Origin of the sequence: Mycobacteroides sp. H003, from assembly GCF_001440135.1 — a bacterium.
Classification (GTDB): Bacteria; Actinomycetota; Actinomycetes; order Mycobacteriales; family Mycobacteriaceae; genus Mycobacterium; species Mycobacterium gwanakae.
In genome coordinates this window covers 73,003-90,445 of record NZ_LJYL01000030.1, presented here as the reverse complement: position 1 = coordinate 90,445, position 17,443 = coordinate 73,003, and the positions used below count along the sequence as shown (strand labels likewise).

Genomic DNA, 17,443 nt, shown 5'->3' with positions numbered 1-17,443 from the left:
CGCGCCCGCCGCTGCGCGCGTTACGCTCCCGGCATGTACCACGTACTGCAGCTGACCTATACCCAACCGCTCGATGTCGTGGACGCTGTCCGCCCCGCACACCTGGAGTGGCTCGATGGCGAGATCGCGGCAGGCAACCTGCTGATCAGTGGCCGCAATGAGGCCGGCACCGGGGGCGTGCTGGTCACCGGCGATATCAGCGCGCAGGACGCCGAAGCCCTGATCGCCGCCGACCCCTACACCACGGCCGGGGTCGCCGAATACACCCGAATCGGGTTCAACGCGGGCCGCAAGGCGGAGATAATCCCATGAGCGATAAGGGTTTTCCTGAGAATCGCTGGGGCAATCCGGACAGTGCTCTGTCGCGGGTCGCGGCCAAGTTCGCCGCCACCAAACCGGGTTCGTGGACCATCCGGAAACTGACGCCACTGGACCGGGCCGTTATGGAGCGCACCGGCAGCAGATACACCGTGCTGGGCCCGCTGGGCTTGTCGACGCTGCTGCTGACCACGACGGGTCGCAAGTCTGGCCAGCCTCGGGTCTCTCCGCTGCTTTATCTGCACGATGGTGACCGAATCGCGCTGGTGGGCAGTAATTTCGGCCAGGAGAAGCACCCCGCTTGGACCACGAACCTGCTCGCCGACCCGCGGGCCACGGTGACACTGGCCGGCCAGACCTTCGACGTGATCGCGACCCTTGTCCAGGGCCCCGAGCGCGACGACTACTACCGGCGCTTCGAGGCGATGCTCGAGGTGTACTCCGCGTACAAGGGCCGCACCGGACGCGAGATCAGGGTTTTCACCCTTGAGCGCACCCCGTAAAGCTATCCGTTACAGGTAGTATCCGTACCTTAAGTACCGGTTCTGAACTGGTAATTTACAATCAAATTGCCACAAAGGCCCCCACTTGGGCTCGTATTGGGCTAACGTTCCCCGCAGTCCGCGGAAGGATGGAACGTGATCCAGGAACGCTTAGACATCACCGTCGCAGCCCGGCCGGAAACCGTCCTTGAGGTACTCAAGGACGTTGAGTCCGTCGACAGTTGGCTACGGCCACATCTGCCGACATGGCCACCGGTCACCAGCACCATGACCGTCGTCGAATCGTTTGACGACGGCTCACCACGGCTGGTGCGAACGGTGAGCTCCACGCTCGGAATCTCCGACGATTCCCTGACCGAGTACGAGTGGTATCCCGACGGCTGCCAGCTCACGCTGCTGGAGAGCAGAACCCTGCGCCACAACGTCAGCCGGTTCACCGTCATCCCCGACGAGCCCGAATCCCGGCTGACCGCCGACATCTCCCTGGATCTCAAGATCCGGTTGCCGGGCCTGCTGGAACGCCAGCTCAAGAAGACTCAGGTCGGATTCGTCCGGAGCTTCCAGCGGGCGCTTGCCGAGGAATCGGCACGACGAGAACTGAATTCGTAGCTGAGTTCAACGCGAACCCACATCGACGGCGCGGCGTTTCACCGAGCGCAGCACGTGATTGGTCGCCAGCACGTGTCCGCGGGTGCCGATCACCAGCGCGCGGTAGATCCGGCCGCGCACCCCGGGAAAGTCCGCGTACGTCTGCGCGCGCAGACGGGTAGTGCCGCCGCAGTCGTCATCGAGCTCAAACACTAGTTTGTACCGCGAAAAACGATGCCGCCCAGTTAAACTCAGGCGTTGTTCGGGGTCGATGCGGTCTACCGCGAAGCCCGCACGCGGACGGGTACCCAACACAGCGCCGAGCGGATTGCGCTCGGCGGATCGTAGGACCGCGTCCACGTAGCGCCGCAAACTCTCCCACACCTGCCCCCGCGGCGCGTCGATACGAATCGCATGCTCGTCAATATAGGATAGATGTTCCATATTCCAGATTTACCAGAATTAGGACGAATATTCCAGATGGCTCCCGAACGCAAACACACCAGCGATGCCATCCTTGACGCGGTGCGATCCCTGCTGCTCGACGGCGGCCCCCGCGCCGCGACCATTGCGGCGATAGCGGAAGCCTCGGGTGCACCACCGGGGACGCTCAATCACCGCTTCGGCAACCGCTCGGCCATCATGTCGGCAACGTGGCTACGCGCAGTTGAGCGCTTTCACCAGCACGCTCTCCATGCGTTACACAGCTCCGCCGATCCTGTTGAAATTGCCGTGGCACTTGCGCTTTCGGTGCCCGCCTTCGCGCGTGCATGCCCCGAGGACGCCCGATTGCTGCTTTCCCTGCGCAGTGCCGACATCCTGGGTACCGACGCCGGCTCCACGCTCGACGAGATGAACGAGCCACTGTTCACCTCAGTGCGGGATCTGACGCGGGCCATCTACGGCCGCACCGATGCGCGCTCACGCGACCGGCTCACGCGGGCCGTGGTGGACTTGCCGTATGCCGCAGTACGCCGCCACATGCCCGCCCTGCCCGCGTGGCTCGAAGAAGATCTGGCCGACGCGGTCCGCACGCTCTTGGCAGCGCGGTGACTGAACCCGGGCACCACCGGCTCACCGCGCCGGTACTCATGCTTGTCAGCGGTACCTCCCTGTACATCGGGGCGGCGGCCGGAGTCAGCCTGTTCCGCTGGCTCGACCCGGTGAGCGTGGCCTGGCTGCGGATATGTGGTGCGGCGCTCGTGTTCCTCGCGATCGCCCGGCCCGTGGGCGCGGCCTGGCGGGGCCGGGCGTTGTGGTGGGCGGGGAGCTTTGGCGTGGTCACCGCGCTGATGAACATGTCGTTCTATCTGGCCATCGACCGGCTGCCGTTGGGCACCGCGGTGGCGATCGAATTTCTGGGGCCGATCGGCGTGGCCGCCGCCGGATCACGGTCCCTTCGAGACGGATTCTCGGTACTGGCCGCGCTCGTCGGCGTGGTCCTGATCGCCGATGTACAGCTTTCCGCCGAGCCGGTGGGAATGGCCTTCGCACTACTGGCCGCGTTGTTCTGGGCCGGATACATCGTGCTTGGAAAACGTGTTGCACTGCAGGGCAACCCGGCAGACTCACTCGCGGTGGGCTTCACGGTCGCCATGATCGTGACCGCCCCGGCCCTGGCTGTGGGCATCGCCGGCATCCACGGTCAGGTACCCGTCGTTCACATCCTCGTCCTGGGACTCCTGATGGGTGTGCTCTCCAACGTCATCCCCTACGGGCTAGATCAAGTGATCCTGAGGCGGGCGGGGCGAAGCCACTTCGCGGTACTCCTGGCACTTCTCCCGCTCTCCGCGACCGCGATCGGTGTACTTGTCATGCACCAGATTCCCAGCACACCAGAACTTTTCGGCATCCTGGCAATCGTAGTGGCGGTGGCTGCACGCCGAGACTCCCCGCCGAGCGAGCTCCCCGGCGCATAACCTCCGGCGCGTGGTAATTTGGCCATATGACCAACTTGGTCGATCGGCCTAGTTCGGGGCGCGGCGACCGGCGACGTGCCCAACTCGTGCAAGCCGGGGTCGAGCTGTTGTGCGAAGGCGGATGGCCCGCGGTGACCACCCGAGCGGTGGCCGCCCGCGCGGACACCAACCCCGGGGTCATCCATTACCACTTCGGCGGACTGCCGGGCCTGCATTGCGCCGTCGCCCGCCAGACTTGTGAACTGGTGATCAGCCCATTGGTGACGATGTTTCTCGATGCTCCCGATACACGCACCGCCCTGCGCACGATGCGGGATGCGCTCCCCCAGACTGCGAGTGACGACCACGCGATGCATCTGGCCGTTGAACTCATCGCGGGGGCGACCCGCGATTCCACGTTGGGGTCGGCGCTGGGCGCCAAGCTCAAAGAGGTACGCGCGGAGATCGCCGATCATGTACGGATCCGTCATCCCGACTGGACCCGGCGCCGCGCCGCCGGGATGGCGACGTTGATCATTGCTTTCATGGACGGACTGGTGCTGCACCACTCAGTCGATCCCAATATCGAAACGGCCGAGGCATTTTCACTACTCGAAAGCCTGCTGGACGAACAGTAAGCCGAATCGACCGCACCATCTGAAGGGAGAGTGTTGTGAGGAGGGCCCAAAGACCCAATCCGCCAACGGGTTTCCAGCGCCTGCTGTGGCGCCTACCAATTACGTTGTTCCGGGCCCACCTCGGATTCCTGGTGAGCAAGAGACTGATGTTGGTCACTCATGTGGGCCGGTCTTCCGGTCAGCCCCGACAGGCCGCGCTGGAGGTGGTCGAGCTCAGGGACGACGGCAGCATCATTACGGCGTCGGGATTTGGCACGGCCGCAGACTGGTACAAGAACATCCGCAAGACACCCGAGGTGACCATTCAGGTGGGTAACCGCGTTCACGGTGCGCGGGCAACCACGCTGTCCACCGAGGAAGGCGGCGACATCATGGCGAACTACGCGATAAAGCGTCCGCGGTTGGCGAAGCGACTGAGCCGTGTGATGGGTTTTGAGGTTGACGGCTCCGTCAATGACTATCGCGCGGTGGGATGCGCCATCCCGTTCGTGAGGTTCATACCCGCGCCGTAACCGCGTTGCCAGGACGCGCTCAGTCTGTGCCCGTACACTCCGCGATCAACTGGATAGCGACAAGATGGAGGGCAGTGTGGTCGAGACCGCGACAGACTGGGGTACGGAACTGTGGAGGTCGCTCGGCTGGATAGCCTGGGTCTGGCCGATCACGTTGGTGGCGTTCGTCACCGTCGCTTTTCTCCTTAGCCGGATCACCGCATGGGGCAGGCAGTTCTGGCGGATCAGCAGAGGGTTCTTCACTGGCCGAGAGGGCCGTATCACTTGGGTCTACCTGGCAGTGCTGCTGCTGTCAGTGGTCGCCGGCGTACGGCTGACTGTTGTCTTCTCGTACTACTACTTCGATATTGCGGCATCGATTCAGGCGATATCTGGATCGCTGGCCAAAGACCGAGCGGGTATGTCCGATGCCAAGGCTGCTTTCTGGCATGCCATTTGGATGTTTGTCATCCTCGCAACAATTCACGTGGTACGCACCATGCTCGATGTACTCCTGTTGCAAGCCTTTATTATTCGCTGGCGTGTGTGGTTAACGGACCACATCACCAACGACTGGCTAACGGGCAGAGCCTTTTACCGATCTCGGTTCATCGACAACACCATCGATAACCCAGATCAGCGAATCCAGGCCGATATCAACAACTTTGTATCAATGTCCTCGTCGCCTGAGACGCTACAAACCACCTCGGGCCATCTGGCCTTCGGCGCGGTGAACTCTGTGATCTCGCTGGTGTCCTTCACCATTATTCTTTGGCAGTTGTCGGGAACAATGAGCATTTTCGGTGCTCACGTACCGCACGCCATGGTCTGGCTCGCATACATCTACGTCATCGTCGCTACCCTCGTCACTTTCTTGATCGGACACCGACTGATTCTTCTGTACTTCCTGAACGAACGACTCAACGCCATGTTCCGATACGCGCTGGTCCGTCTCCGCGATACTGCGGAAAGTGTCGCCTTCTATCGTGGCGAACGTGCCGAATCCCGCCAACTTAAAGGAAGATTCGACAGCATCATCGCGAACTACTGGCGCCTGCTCGGTCGAGGCATAAGCCTGACTGGCTGGAACCTGTCGGTGTCCCAAGCTGCCGCAGTCTTCGCCTACGTGATTCAGGGACCGCGACTCATGGCCGGTGAGATCAGCTACGGCGCGTTGAGCCAGTCCAGTAATGCGTTCACCCAGGTGCAGAGCAATCTGTCGTTTTTCCGCACCGCTTACGACACCTTTGCTTCTTATCGCGCCACCGTCCACCGCCTCGACGGCCTGCTGTACGCCAACGAACAGTCCCGCGAACTCCCGGCGCTCGATCCCGGCACCCAGGACGAGGGCGTCACCCTGGAGAACGTATATGTCCGTAAACCCAACGGCGACACACTTATCGATGATGTGAACCTGGAGCTCAACGCGGGCGATGCCCTTGTCATCAAGGGATCCTCGGGCGGCGGTAAGACGACCTTACTGCGTTCCCTCGCCCAGTTGTGGCCTTACGCGGACGGCCATTGGAGCCGACCCGGCGGTGAACACGAGACCATGTTCATCTCGCAGCTTCCCTACATACCGCTCGGGAATCTGCGTGATGCGCTCTCCTACCCTGCCGAATCGGGAACCTTCTCCGACGACGAACTCCGCCAGATCCTGGAAAAGGTGTCTCTCGCACACCTCGTGGATCGCCTCGATGAGGAGTCCGACTGGATCAAGGTGCTCTCCCCTGGGGAGCAGCAGCGGGTCGCCTTCGCGCGCATTCTGCTCATCAAGCCCAAGGTGGTTTTCATGGACGAGTCCACCTCGGCACTCGACGAGGGCCTGGAGTTCGCGCTCTACCGCCTTGTCCGCACCGAGGTGCCCGAGTGCACCGTCGTCAGCGTCAGCCATCGCAGCACCGTTGACCAGCATCACACCCAGAAATTGGAGCTGATAGGCGAGGGGCGCTGGGCGCTCTCTCCCATCGGACAGGAATAAGCGGGGCCGAGTAGGCTTTTAATCGGTAGCAATGTTAACTATCGCAAAAGGATGCATATATGGTCACCGTGTCGGCTTATGCCGCCGTTTCCGGTAAGGACCCTCTGGTTCCCACCACTATCGAACGGCGCGAAGTAGGGCCCCACGATGTCTTCATCGACATCAAGTTCGCCGGTATCTGTCACTCCGATATCCACACCGTCCGCGACGAGTGGGGCCGCGCCAACTACCCCATCGTCCCCGGTCACGAGATTGCCGGCGTCATCACCGAGGTCGGCTCCGAAGTAACCAAGTTCAAGCCGGGCGACCATGCCGGCGTCGGCTGTTTCGTCAACTCGTGCCGTGAGTGTTCGAGCTGCCTCGCCGGGCTGGAGCAGTTCTGCGAGCGCGGCATGGTGGGCACCTACGGCGCCAAGGATCGTGACGGCACCCAGACCCAGGGTGGGTACAGCCAGGCCATCGTCGTCGACGAGAACTATGTGCTGCGCATCCCGGACAGCCTGCCGCTGGACGCGGCCGCGCCACTGCTGTGCGCAGGCATCACCACCTTCTCTCCCTTGCGGCACTGGAACGCAGGCCCCGGCAAGCGCGTCGCTGTCGTCGGACTCGGCGGCCTCGGCCATATGGCCGTCAAGCTCGGCAAGGCGATGGGCGCCGAGGTGACAGTCCTGAGCCAGTCACTCAAGAAGATGGAAGACGGCCTGCGTTTGGGCGCCAGCCACTACTACGCCACCGCCGACCCGGACACCTTCAAGTCGCTGCGCAGCAGCTTCGACCTGATTCTCAACACCGTGTCCTCGAACCTGGACATGGGCAAGTACCTGGGCCTGCTGGGTGTCGACGGCACCCTGGTGGAATTGGGTCTGCCGGAGCACCCGATCGAGGTCCCCGGCTTCCCGCTGCTGACCAACCGGCGCAGCATTTCCGGTTCGTTGATCGGCGGCATCCCGGAAACCCAAGAGATGCTTGACTTCTGCGCCAAGCACGGCATCGGCTCGGAGATCGAAGTCATTGACGCCAACTACATCAACGAGGCCTACGAGCGCGTCGTGGCCAGCGATGTGCGGTACCGGTTCGTGATCGACACCGCCACTTTGTAAGTTTCATCCCGAGTACAACCGGTGACTGATGTCGTCGGGGTGCCGATGCTGAGGGGATGACCCGCGTCATCCGTTTCAACGCGTTCGATATGAATTGTGTTGCGCACCAATCCCCCGGCCTATGGCGGCACCCCGACGACCAGTCGTGGCGGTACAAGGATCTGTCCTATTGGACGAATCTGGCCAAGCTCCTCGAACGCGGTCGCTTCGACGGACTGTTTATCGCCGATGTACTCGGCACCTACGACATCTACGACGCCAGCGATGAGGCCGCTATCCGCCAGGCAGCGCAGATACCGGTCGCCGATCCCCTGCTCCTGGTCTCGGCGATGGCCCTTGTCACCGAACATCTTGGCTTCGGAGTCACCACGGGCACCGGATTCGAACACCCATATCCGTTCGCGCGCAGGCTATCCACCCTCGATCACCTCACCGGAGGCAGGGTCGGATGGAACGTGGTCACGGGGTATCTGCCCGCCGCGGCGCGCAACATGGGACAGACCGACCAGCCCGCGCACGATGCCCGCTATGACCACGCCGACGAGTACCTGGAGGTGCTCTACAAGCTCTGGGAGGGCTCCTGGGAGGATGACGCCGTTGTCCGCGATGCCGCGCGTGGTGTCTTCACCGATCCCGACAAGGTGCACCACATCGGCCATGAGGGAACGCATTTCACCGTCCCCGGTGTGCACCTGGTGGAACCATCGCCGCAGCGCACCCCGGTGATCTACCAGGCGGGATCCTCACCGCGCGGGGTGCGCTTCGCCGCCGAGAACGCCGAGGCCGTGTTCACCGCGGCCCCCACCAAAGAGCTGCTACGCCAGACGGTCACCACCATCCGCCGCGAGCTGGAGCTCGCCGGGCGAGACCCCTACTCCGCCAAGATCTTCAACCTCACCACCGTGGTCACCGGCGAGAACTCCGAAGCAGCGCACGCTAAGCACCGAGAGCTGCTGAGCTACGGCAGCGCCGAGGGCGCGCTGGTGTTCATGTCCGGCTGGATGGGCGTGGATCTGGCCCGTTACGGCCTGGACGAACCCATCGGAAACGTGGACTCCAACGCGATCCTGTCGGCGGTCGCAGCGTTCCAGTCCGCCACCGATGATGGCAGGGAGTGGAAGGTGCGCGATATCGCCGAGTGGGGCGAAATCGGTGGCATGGGACCGCGTGTGGTCGGCTCGGGCGCCGAAGTCGCCGACACCCTGCAGGAATGGGTGGAGGAAACCGATGTCGACGGCTTCAATCTGGCCTACGCGATCACCCCCGGCACTTTCGAGGACTTCATCGAGTACGTCGTTCCGGTGCTGACCGAACGTGGTGCCTACCAAACCGAGTACGCATCAGGGACATTGCGCCACAAGCTGCTGGGCAAGGGTGATCGCCTCCCCGACGAGCACCGAGGGGCCAAGTACCGAATCGGCGGGCCGCTCTCGACGATCATCGACCGTCCCTCGACCGTTCCCTCGTCGTCGGGTTCCACCGCACCGGCTCCGACACGCGGGCGGTAGATTTCCGTGTGTGAAGAGCAGCGTCAGGCTAGGCGTGTGCGCATCGGTCGCGCTGCTGTGCGCGACAACCGTTAGCGCTGGTTCCGCTGCCGCCGACCCGCCCTCGGGCTTCCCCGACATCAGCGGGCTCCCCGCCGTCGAGTCCCGGCAGTACTTCAGCGTTAAGGTCTACCGGTTCGCGACACCCGATGGGGTTTTGTGTGAAAGCGCCGGATGGAATCCGTACTTTCAGTGGACCTGCATCGGGCCTAAGGGCTCCGGGTCTGCGCAACTGGATCTGGGTAGCTATGCACGGAACAACGGCACCTCTGCGACCGTGGGCGAATCGCAGGGCAACCCCGATTTGTCCCGTGTCCCGGTGCTGCCCGGCAATCACCAGGTACAGATAGCCGCCCCAGTGCACAACGACGACGGCAGCCAGACCACGTTGACATGTGCCACCCTGGCACCCAAGACCACGGCATGTTTGGTGGACGATCTCCGCGGTACACACGGATTCGTACTCAGCCCAGAACGCAACTGGGCGTTCTAGTTACGCGTTGAGCGCGGTGGAGTCCACGCCGGCAAGCGGCCAGCCACCTGCGGCCAAGCGCGAGGCCACCCGCGAAATGTCTTGAGCGGTCGGCTCATCCTTCGTCACGTCCGTGATGAACTTCTCGATCTCGTCCTGACTCACCACACCGTCGATCTGCGCGGACGACTGGGGATCGGTCAGCTTGGCGACGACTTCCTTGACCTGCTCCTCGGTCAGCGTGCGGCGCAACAGCGCCAGCAGTGGAAACCGATCCGTGGGGGGTACTCCCTCGGGGTATCCCGCAGACAGCCAGGACAGGATCGAACCGATAATCGATGTGCTCGTCACGCTAATAGTGTCCCTGCAGCAGGTTCACAGCGCGAGGTGACATCAGTACAGTTCACCGGCCGTTCATTTGTTCTCGGCGAACAGTCCCCCGGCGCCGAGGGACTGTTCAGCAGTAGACGCCCACCCCTGAACTGTCTGAGGTGAGTGTCGCACGTCTCGCGTAGCCGGATACCGATGGTGCAGGCCATCGATGGGGCGGTGAGCCTCATACAGGTCCTTGCGCATATCGGCCAGACGCAGGCGATGGTGTCGATGCCTAGAGCTGTAGCGCTGAGTGTTTCGGATTAGAGCTTCGGCCTTGGCTATCGACTCTGATACCTCAGCGACATGACGTCCTCAACCACGGACGTATCGTCGCATCAAGGGCCTGTTGTGCACAGCAATCTGTCAGGTATGCGCTGCACTATCCGCGCCCGCTGGTCCCTGCCGCGCCTTCGCGTAAGGCTGCGATTCACAGCGCTTCGCTGACGTAGCGACCGCATTGCTGGGCCAATTCTTCACGCGTGAGGCGCAACTGACCTTCAAGCCACAACCGAATCACGCCACTCACGCCTGCCACTAGGCCCTCAGCCTGTACGGCCACCCGCATGGCGTCGCGATGGTCGGTGTTTACTTCCAGCGCCTGGCGCAGCACGAAGGCAACCTCGCCGGTCAGCTCTCTACGCCGAGACGCTAACCGCGAGCCGCCGATCGCCGGATCGAGTAAAAAACGCGCCTTGCGCGGGTCCACCGTCAAGGCATCGACTACACCGACGACAATGGCTTTGACGTTGGAATACGGATGGCCTGACGATCTTTCGATCGCGACGACAGCCGCTTTGCTGCAGTCTTCGACAATCCAATCGAAGATCTCTACGAGAAAGCTTTCCACCCCTTCGAAGCACTGGTAGAAGTAGCGGGCGCTGCATCCTGCGGTAGCGATCACCGAGGCAACCGTGGCCCGGCCACCCGAGCTGGCCATCGCCTCCAGTCCAACCTCCAGAAAATGCTGTCGACGCTTAGAGCGCCATTGTTCAGCCGATAGTCCCCGGTACGGACGAGTGAAGTAGCCGGCCACCATCGGTCCTCCAAAACCATCCTTGAGAAGAACCACGAATCAGCTCAATTCGTGCGCACACGCGCGTTGCTGAAATGAGATTGAAGGCGACAAGCCCAAACCAATGCGATGGCCATATGCCACCAAAAAAGATGACCTAGGCCCCTATATCAGGAGAGACTGGCTAGCCGCCGGCAACACTGATCACCAGCGCCATAGCCGAATCGGTTCTGGCGGAACGTCCTTTGCGATCGTCAGCAATCACCGAGCGAGTGGCGGTAGGCGATCAACGGTCCTCGGTCCTGGCCTTGTGGTCGTTGCATGACTGGCACGCAGCGCACAGGTTGAGCACGGACGCGCAGCCCTAGGCAACTGGACTACTCGGTCCGGCAGACCGCCGGTGGCCGCGATGTGGTGGGCCCGTAACGCCGCGGCGGGAGGCGGCCCTCCCTGCACCCAACCCTTGGATGGTTCACCAAGACAGTCACCGCATCACGAATACTCCGCACATGATCTGCGGCACACCGCAGCCAGTCTCGCGGTCTCAGCAGGCGCGAACGTCAAAACCGTTCAGAAGATGCTCGGGCACGCTGGCACGGCCATGACGTTGGACGTCTATGCCGACCAGTTCGATGACGATCAGAGCACCACGCAGAGCTTTACCCACCTGGCAGCTCTAGAAGTCCCAGTCCTCGTCTTCGGTGTTCACGGCCTTTCCGATGACGTATGAGGAACCGGACCCGGAGAAGAAATCGTGGTTCTCATCGGCATTCGGTGACAGCGCCGACAGGATCGCCGGGTTCACGTCGGTCTCCTCGCGCGGGAACAGCGCCTCATAACCCAGGTTCATCAGGGCCTTGTTGGCGTTGTAGCGCAGGAACTTCTTGACGTCCTCGGTGAGCCCGACCTCGTCGTAAAGGTCTTCGGTGTAATCGGTTTCGTTCTCGTACAGTTCGTAGAGCAGGTCGTAGGTGTACTCCTTGATCTCGGCGCGGGTGGCCTCATCGACGCGCTCCAGACCCTTCTGGAACTTGTAGCCGATGTAGTACCCGTGCACCGCCTCGTCACGAATGATGAGGCGGATCATGTCGGCGGTGTTGGTGAGCTTGGCGCGACTCGACCAGTACATCGGAAGGTAGAAGCCGGAGTAGAACAGGAAGCTCTCCAGCAAGGTCGAGGCAACCTTGCGCTTGAGCGGCTCGTCGCCCCGGTAGTACTGCATGACGATCTCGGCCTTGCGTTGCAGGTTCGGGTTCTCCTCCGACCAGCGGAACGCGTCATCGATCTCTCGCGTCGAGCACAACGTCGAGAAGATCGAGCTATAGCTCTTGGCGTGCACCGACTCCATAAACGCGATGTTGGTGTACACCGCTTCCTCGTGCGGAGTGATCGCATCAGGGATCAGGCTGACCGCGCCCACAGTGCCCTGAATGGTGTCCAGCAGTGTCAGGCCCGTGAAAACCCGCATGGTCAACTGCTTTTCGAAATCCGTGAGGGTGTTCCACGACGGAATGTCGTTAGACACCGGCACCTTTTCGGGAAGCCAGAAGTTACCGGTAAGCCGGTCCCAGACCTCGGCATCCTTCTCATCGGGAACCCGGTTCCAGTTGATCGCCGAGACGCGGCTGACCAGCTTCAGTTTTTCACTCACGAGACCACTCCTGGAGAACGTCGAACAGATTCGCGGGATTCGCTGACTGTGGGACAGACACTACCCCTGGGGGCCGACATCGCGGCGCAACACAACGTGTTGTGGTTAAGCGTGTCGAACTCATTCGGCAGAATTCCCAGTGACACAAACTTGACACGTGTAAAGTCCGTGGTCATGGACAAAATCACGGGTAAGAACATCGCCATTACCGGTGCCGCGCGCGGTATCGGCTACGCCACCGCCACCGCCCTGCTGCGGCGCGGCGCCCGCGTGGTGATCGGCGACCGTGATGTTGAGGCACTCGGCGCGGCCGTCGAGGGCCTCAAAGAAGAAGGCAATGTCGACGCCCACCCCGTGGACGTGACCGACCCCACCTCGTTCAAGCGTTTTCTGGAGGCAGCCGGTGCCGGCGGACCTGTCGATGTGCTTATCAACAACGCGGGTGTTATGCCGATCGGACCATTCCTGTCCACGAGCGACGGCGCGATTCGGTCGATGCTGGAGGTGAATCTGTACGGCGTCATCAACGGCTGTCGCCTGGCACTTCCCGAGATGGTGGCGCGTCGCGGCGGTCAGATCGTCAACATCGCCTCGGTGGCCGGTTTGATGGCGGCCCCCGGCATGGCCGTCTACAACGCGTCCAAGTTCGGTGTTGTCGGGCTGTCCCGCGCGCTGAGCGACGAGTTCGAGCCACAAGGGGTCCAGGTCAGCGCCGTACTGCCGACGTTTACCAACACCGAGTTGATCGCAGGCACCGATTCGACCGGCGCCCAGAAACCCGTCGAACCCGAAGACATCGCCGCGGCAGTGGTGCGCATCATCGAGAAACCGCGCGTGCAGGTCACCGTCCCCAAGCCACTCGGTGCCGTCACCACGATCGTCAACTCCCTGCCCACCAAGGTCCGCCGGTTCATGAGCAAAAAGACCGGAACCGATCGCGTGTTCCTCGATATCGACACCAACGCACGCAGCGCATACGAGAACCGTGCGGGTTCGAGCCTGGGCGTGACCAAGCCCGACGGCGAATAGCCGCACTCTCGGCCCTTACTATTTGATACGTGAGCGAGAAGCACTACGACATTGCGGTAGTCGGCGGGGGCCCGGCCGGGTCATCCGCGGCCTGGCAAGCCGCCCGTACCGGCGCCAGAGTGGTTCTCGTCGACAAGGCCGAGTTCCCGCGGGATAAGCCGTGCGGCGACGGCCTGACCGCCCGTGCGGTGAGCTACCTGCAGAAGATGGGCCTGGCCCATGAGGTCGCCCAGTTCCATCGCGTCGATGGTGTGCGCGTGGACAGCGGCAGTGTCTGGGAGCTCACCTTCCCCAAGCGTCCCGGTATGCCTGATCACGGGCATGTGGTGCGCCGCCCTGAGCTGGACACCCTGCTGCTCAAGCACGCCGAGTCCGCAGGCGTGGAAGTGCGCCAGTCCACCGAGGCGGTGGCCCCAATCGGCGACGGCGACCTGGTCAAGGGCATCGAAGTCAAAACCGCGAATGGATCGCGCGAAACTATCTCGGCCGACGCGGTGATTGTCGCCGACGGCGCCTACTCCCCCATCAAGCGCGCGATGAACCTCGACTCGGAGGTCAAGGGGTACACCGCGATTGCGATCCGGGCCGAGATGGAGGCCAATCGCGAAGACTCCAACATGCTCGATATCGACCTTCGGCTGCACCACAACAACGACGCGTTGATCGGATACGGCTGGGTTTTCCCGCTCGGCGCCGGACGCATCAACATCGGCATCGGGTACGTCAACAGCTACAAGAAGTGGCAGGACGTCAACGCCGCGCAGGTGCTCGACACCTACATGAAGAAGCTGCCCAGGGAGTGGGAGCTGCCCGACCTGGCTGAGCTGCGCAAGAACAAGGGTGTGCGCGCCTGGCGCCTACCCATGGGATTCACCGCGTGGCCGCCCTGGCGCCCCGGCGTGCTGTTCGCCGGCGACGCGCTGGGCGCGGGTAAGCCGGTCAGCGGCGCCGGCATCTCCAAGGCGCTCGAATCCGGTTTGGCGGCAGGCGAATGCGCGGTGGCGGCGTTGCAGAACGCCGGTCCACAGGACTTCACCAACTACCAGCAGCGGATGAACGATGCCTGGGGCCGGGAGTACCGCCGCGGCCGGATCATGCACCGTGCGTTGGGCAACCCGTGGCTGTGCGACAAGGGCATCAAGCTGATGGACAACGCGACCTTCCGCGACAACATGCTCAAAGTCTTGTACAAGCGGGCCCAGGGCCCCGGTCACAAGCACTGATTCACCGTGTGGTCGATCCGGCGGCGTGAGATGGTGCTCGCCACCGGACTATCCAGTGTCGCAGGGTTTCTCGACGCGATTGGGTTCGTGCATCTGGGCGGGTACTTCCTGTCATTCATGAGCGGGAACACCACCAGGATGGCGGCGTCAACCGCCACCCAGCACTGGGAATCCGCGTACAAGGCAGCCGGTTTGATCGGCATGTTCTTCATCGGAGTGATGGTCGGCGCGATCGCGTCACGCATCAGCGGCCAACATGAACGAGTCGCCGTGCTGGCGGTTGCCTCAAGCACCGTGGCTGCGGCGGCGATCACCCAAGAACTAGGCGCGGGCGTCGCGGCGCTGCTCCTGACGGCACTCGCGATGGGCTCCATGAACTCGGTTTTCCAGCGCTCCGGCGAAGTCCAGGTGGGCCTCACCTACATCACCGGCACGGTGGTCAAGGCTGGGCAGCGACTCGTCGATGCGTTCTTCGGCGGCCCCCGGTGGGTGTGGCTGCGCTACATCACGCTGTGGGCGGGCCTGACCGTCGGCGCCGTCCTGGGTGCGGCGACCTACCACCGCATCGGACTCGACGCACTGTGGATCGGCTTGGCGCTGCTGCTCATCGCCACCATCACCACGTGGCTGGTGCGCCGTTCGAGCCCAGCGGTTCTAGATCCGGACTAGATCCAGCACCCGTTCGACACGGGCAACATCGCCATCGACCGTCAAGTGTGACAACGGAACCCGGTGCCAAACCGCCAGCAGTAGATCGGACGTCGATGCCGTAATGGTGGCATCTGGTTCCGCGTCATCCTCCACGATGCCGATTGCTTCGGCGTCCGCGCGCAACAGCCACGAGCCACCGCCGTCGTTGGCGTGCAGGAGTATTCGCGCTCCCCGCAGGTCCTGCGGAGTTCCGCCGTCACGCCCGATACGCCTGGGCGTGAAAAGCTCCGACCACTCGCTGATGCCGTCGGCCGCGAGAGTCGCATCGATAGGGTCGGCGTCCCACCCCAGGTACGCGTGCTGAATATCCCAACGGTGCACCGCCACTTCATTTGCCTGCCGGCGATACCAGAACTGCACCGGCCACTCACCGAACGGCGATTTCGTCGGCGCATCAAGGTCGTTCGACGTCAACGCGGCGACCAGGCTATCTGCGCGCTCGGTATACCACCTGATGACGGCCTCCCCCGTCGGGGCATCCGGATCAACATCCGCGTACGGAATCTTTTGACCGGTAACGACTCCCACGGCCCAGCGGTGCACTCCGCCGAGATGGGCCACGACGTCGCGTGCTGTCCAGCCAGGGCAGGACGGCGCTTCCCGGTCCAGATGCTCGGGTGGGGTCGCGACGACCGCGGCTATCCCCTTTCGTAGTGCTTCCAGCCATTCGTTGGGCTTCACGCGCCCATTAGATCACTGACGAGTCTGAACCTCACGACGGTGTTAGACCGCAAACCGTCGTGAGGTTCAGACTCGGCGCCGTGGAGAACACCCGTCAGCGCCGACCGCGCTCGGTTCGTCCCGGCTTGCGGGCGACCTTGCCCGCGGTGGCGCGGGCGGCCTGCTTGGCCAGGGTCTTCTCGCGGGCGGTACGTTTCGGCGCCGGCTCGGCCTGCCCCCGCGATGAACCGGGTTTGCGGCCACGCACAATGCCGATGAATTCCTCGACCAGTGCCGACTGCGTGCCCTCCGGAAAGGCAAGCGCCACCGGACACGTGGGCGCGTCGGCGATCGGGCGATAGGTGAGGTCCTTACGGTGATAAAGCCGCGCCAAGGACTGCGGGACGATGAGCGCACCCAGCCCCGCCGCGACGAGTTCTATTGCTTCCTCGGTGGTCTCGGGTCGATGCTTCACCGGACTGCCCGGAGCGTCATCCCAGTTCAGGACATCGTCGAGCGGCACCAGCGTCGGCTCGCCATCGAGGTCCGCCGCGGTTATCGCGTCGGCAGCACTGAGATGGTGATCGACCGGAACCACGGCCACCGTTGTCTCGTCGTAGAGAGGGATCACCGCCAGCCTGGCTGGGTCGGGTAGCGGCCGCAACAAGGCCACATCGACGACGCCGGCCCGCACCGCGTCCGCCGCGTCGGCTGCGGCGACCGCTCGCAACTGCAGCGGGACCCCGGGATGACGCTCCGCCCAGATGCGGGCCCACTTCGCGGGCGTCCCGCCGGGGACGTACCCGAGAGTGAGCGAGGGCGGGGTCACCGCATCAGGCTACCGATAGGCTGATGCCATGAGCAGGCCGAACGCGCAGTCCATGAAACCCGCCACCGCGGCGAAGAAGTTGGACGTGTACTTACAGGCGACCCCTGCGGAGTTCCAGGAGAACCCGATCACCCGCGCCGAGCTGGCCGCCCTGCAGGCAGACCCGCCCGAGTGGCTCAAAGACCTCCGCAAGCATGGACCGCACCCGAAGAACCTGGTGGCAGCCAAGCTGGGCGTATCGATTTCCGGCCTCACACGCGGGGGTGTCGAGGGCGCGCTGACCACCGAGCAGATCGATCAGCTGCTCGAGGAGAAGCCGCCCTGGCTGATCGCCGAACGCGAGAGCTACCAAGAGGTGCTACGCGAACAGCGGCGCGTGAAGGCGCTGCGCGCAGACAAGGCCCGCTGATCCGTTAG

At 63.2% G+C, this 17,443-nt stretch carries 21 protein-coding genes and 1 pseudogene; 16 read left to right on the top strand and 6 right to left on the bottom strand.

The genetic code is table 11. The features are described 5' to 3' along the window. Positions 1-33 precede the first annotated feature (33 nt). The 3 genes from AOT87_RS19575 (at position 34) to AOT87_RS19565 (ending at position 1,430) form a co-directional block, all read left to right on the top strand. Entirely contained in the window at positions 34-312 is a 279-nt protein-coding gene (locus AOT87_RS19575; RefSeq protein WP_030097112.1) for a YciI family protein, read from the top strand. Next, on the top strand, positions 309-821 hold the full coding sequence (locus AOT87_RS19570; RefSeq protein ID WP_057967389.1) for a nitroreductase/quinone reductase family protein: 513 nt from the start codon (positions 309-311) through the stop codon (positions 819-821). Before AOT87_RS19575 ends, AOT87_RS19570 begins: the two co-directional genes overlap by 4 nt. A 135-nt stretch (positions 822-956) precedes the next feature. Beyond that, positions 957-1,430: an SRPBCC family protein gene (locus tag AOT87_RS19565; protein ID WP_030097110.1), complete on the top strand. Its 474-nt coding sequence runs from the start codon at positions 957-959 to the stop codon at positions 1,428-1,430. A gap of 6 nt (positions 1,431-1,436) precedes the next feature. Here the strand turns inward: AOT87_RS19565 and AOT87_RS19560 are convergent, their stop codons facing one another. Further along, positions 1,437-1,853 carry a hypothetical protein gene (locus tag AOT87_RS19560; protein WP_057964220.1) on the bottom strand — a complete coding sequence of 139 codons (417 nt, stop codon included), beginning with the start codon at positions 1,851-1,853 and terminating at the stop codon, positions 1,437-1,439. A 36-nt stretch (positions 1,854-1,889) separates the two neighbouring features. Here AOT87_RS19560 and AOT87_RS19555 point away from each other — a divergent pair, with 36 nt between their 5' ends. The 8 genes from AOT87_RS19555 (at position 1,890) to AOT87_RS19520 (ending at position 9,557) form a co-directional block, all read left to right on the top strand. After that, positions 1,890-2,462 carry a TetR/AcrR family transcriptional regulator gene (locus AOT87_RS19555; protein ID WP_057967390.1) on the top strand — a complete coding sequence of 191 codons (573 nt, stop codon included), beginning with the start codon at positions 1,890-1,892 and terminating at the stop codon, positions 2,460-2,462. After that, a complete protein-coding gene (locus tag AOT87_RS19550) occupies positions 2,459-3,328 on the top strand; it encodes an EamA family transporter (RefSeq protein ID WP_057967391.1) in 870 nt (289 codons plus the stop codon). Before AOT87_RS19555 ends, AOT87_RS19550 begins: the two co-directional genes overlap by 4 nt. 26 nt (positions 3,329-3,354) lie before the next feature. Then, positions 3,355-3,945: a TetR family transcriptional regulator gene (locus AOT87_RS19545; protein ID WP_057967392.1), complete on the top strand. Its 591-nt coding sequence runs from the start codon at positions 3,355-3,357 to the stop codon at positions 3,943-3,945. A gap of 35 nt (positions 3,946-3,980) precedes the next feature. Next, positions 3,981-4,457: a nitroreductase family deazaflavin-dependent oxidoreductase gene (locus AOT87_RS19540; RefSeq protein WP_057967393.1), complete on the top strand. Its 477-nt coding sequence runs from the start codon at positions 3,981-3,983 to the stop codon at positions 4,455-4,457. A gap of 64 nt (positions 4,458-4,521) precedes the next feature. Beyond that, on the top strand, positions 4,522-6,417 hold the full coding sequence (locus AOT87_RS19535; protein WP_057969863.1) for an ABC transporter ATP-binding protein/permease: 1,896 nt from the start codon (positions 4,522-4,524) through the stop codon (positions 6,415-6,417). A gap of 59 nt (positions 6,418-6,476) precedes the next feature. Beyond that, complete coding sequence (locus tag AOT87_RS19530; protein ID WP_030097103.1) at positions 6,477-7,517, top strand: NAD(P)-dependent alcohol dehydrogenase; 1,041 nt, start codon at positions 6,477-6,479, stop codon at positions 7,515-7,517. Positions 7,518-7,573: 56 nt separating this feature from the next. After that, the gene (locus AOT87_RS19525; protein WP_030097102.1) at positions 7,574-9,025 is read left to right on the top strand and encodes an LLM class flavin-dependent oxidoreductase; all 1,452 of its coding nucleotides are present in this window, start codon (positions 7,574-7,576) and stop codon (positions 9,023-9,025) included. A 10-nt stretch (positions 9,026-9,035) separates the two neighbouring features. Beyond that, the gene (locus AOT87_RS19520) at positions 9,036-9,557 is read left to right on the top strand and encodes a hypothetical protein (RefSeq protein WP_057969326.1); all 522 of its coding nucleotides are present in this window, start codon (positions 9,036-9,038) and stop codon (positions 9,555-9,557) included. Here the strand turns inward: AOT87_RS19520 and AOT87_RS19515 are convergent, their stop codons facing one another. Further along, a complete protein-coding gene (locus AOT87_RS19515) occupies positions 9,558-9,887 on the bottom strand; it encodes a DUF3349 domain-containing protein (protein WP_030097100.1) in 330 nt (109 codons plus the stop codon). Between the two features lie 451 nt (positions 9,888-10,338). After that, complete coding sequence (locus AOT87_RS19510; RefSeq protein ID WP_057969864.1) at positions 10,339-10,980, bottom strand: TetR/AcrR family transcriptional regulator; 642 nt, start codon at positions 10,978-10,980, stop codon at positions 10,339-10,341. Positions 10,981-11,425: 445 nt separating this feature from the next. Between AOT87_RS19510 and AOT87_RS27985 the strand changes: the two are divergent. Further along, positions 11,426-11,653: pseudogene (locus tag AOT87_RS27985) on the top strand (tyrosine-type recombinase/integrase); the annotation flags it as partial. On the opposite strand, the gene nrdF reads toward AOT87_RS27985, so the two are convergent. Next, complete coding sequence (gene nrdF, locus AOT87_RS19505) at positions 11,600-12,562, bottom strand: class 1b ribonucleoside-diphosphate reductase subunit beta (RefSeq protein WP_057968770.1); 963 nt, start codon at positions 12,560-12,562, stop codon at positions 11,600-11,602. The pseudogene AOT87_RS27985 and the gene nrdF overlap by 54 nt on opposite strands. A gap of 186 nt (positions 12,563-12,748) precedes the next feature. On the opposite strand from nrdF, the gene AOT87_RS19500 reads away from it, so the two are divergent. Genes AOT87_RS19500 through AOT87_RS19490 form a run of 3 tightly spaced genes read left to right on the top strand, consistent with a single transcriptional unit; the run spans position 12,749 to position 15,495 of the window. Then, on the top strand, positions 12,749-13,603 hold the full coding sequence (locus AOT87_RS19500) for an SDR family oxidoreductase (protein WP_030097098.1): 855 nt from the start codon (positions 12,749-12,751) through the stop codon (positions 13,601-13,603). 29 nt (positions 13,604-13,632) lie between these two features. After that, positions 13,633-14,826 (top strand): geranylgeranyl reductase family protein, encoded by a 1,194-nt coding sequence (locus tag AOT87_RS19495; protein ID WP_057968759.1) that lies wholly within the window; start codon positions 13,633-13,635, stop codon positions 14,824-14,826. Between the two features lie 30 nt (positions 14,827-14,856). Then, positions 14,857-15,495 (top strand): YoaK family protein, encoded by a 639-nt coding sequence (locus AOT87_RS19490; protein WP_057968760.1) that lies wholly within the window; start codon positions 14,857-14,859, stop codon positions 15,493-15,495. Here AOT87_RS19490 and AOT87_RS19485 read toward each other — a convergent pair. Together AOT87_RS19485 and AOT87_RS19480 are read right to left on the bottom strand one after the other, a co-directional pair. Next, positions 15,481-16,218 (bottom strand): maleylpyruvate isomerase family mycothiol-dependent enzyme, encoded by a 738-nt coding sequence (locus tag AOT87_RS19485; RefSeq protein ID WP_057968761.1) that lies wholly within the window; start codon positions 16,216-16,218, stop codon positions 15,481-15,483. The genes AOT87_RS19490 and AOT87_RS19485 overlap by 15 nt on opposite strands. A gap of 94 nt (positions 16,219-16,312) precedes the next feature. Continuing rightward, the gene (locus tag AOT87_RS19480) at positions 16,313-17,026 is read right to left on the bottom strand and encodes a LysR family substrate-binding domain-containing protein (protein ID WP_057968762.1); all 714 of its coding nucleotides are present in this window, start codon (positions 17,024-17,026) and stop codon (positions 16,313-16,315) included. A gap of 28 nt (positions 17,027-17,054) precedes the next feature. Here AOT87_RS19480 and AOT87_RS19475 point away from each other — a divergent pair, with 28 nt between their 5' ends. Further along, a complete protein-coding gene (locus AOT87_RS19475) occupies positions 17,055-17,435 on the top strand; it encodes a DUF5997 family protein (protein WP_030097092.1) in 381 nt (126 codons plus the stop codon). Positions 17,436-17,443: the final 8 nt, after the last annotated feature.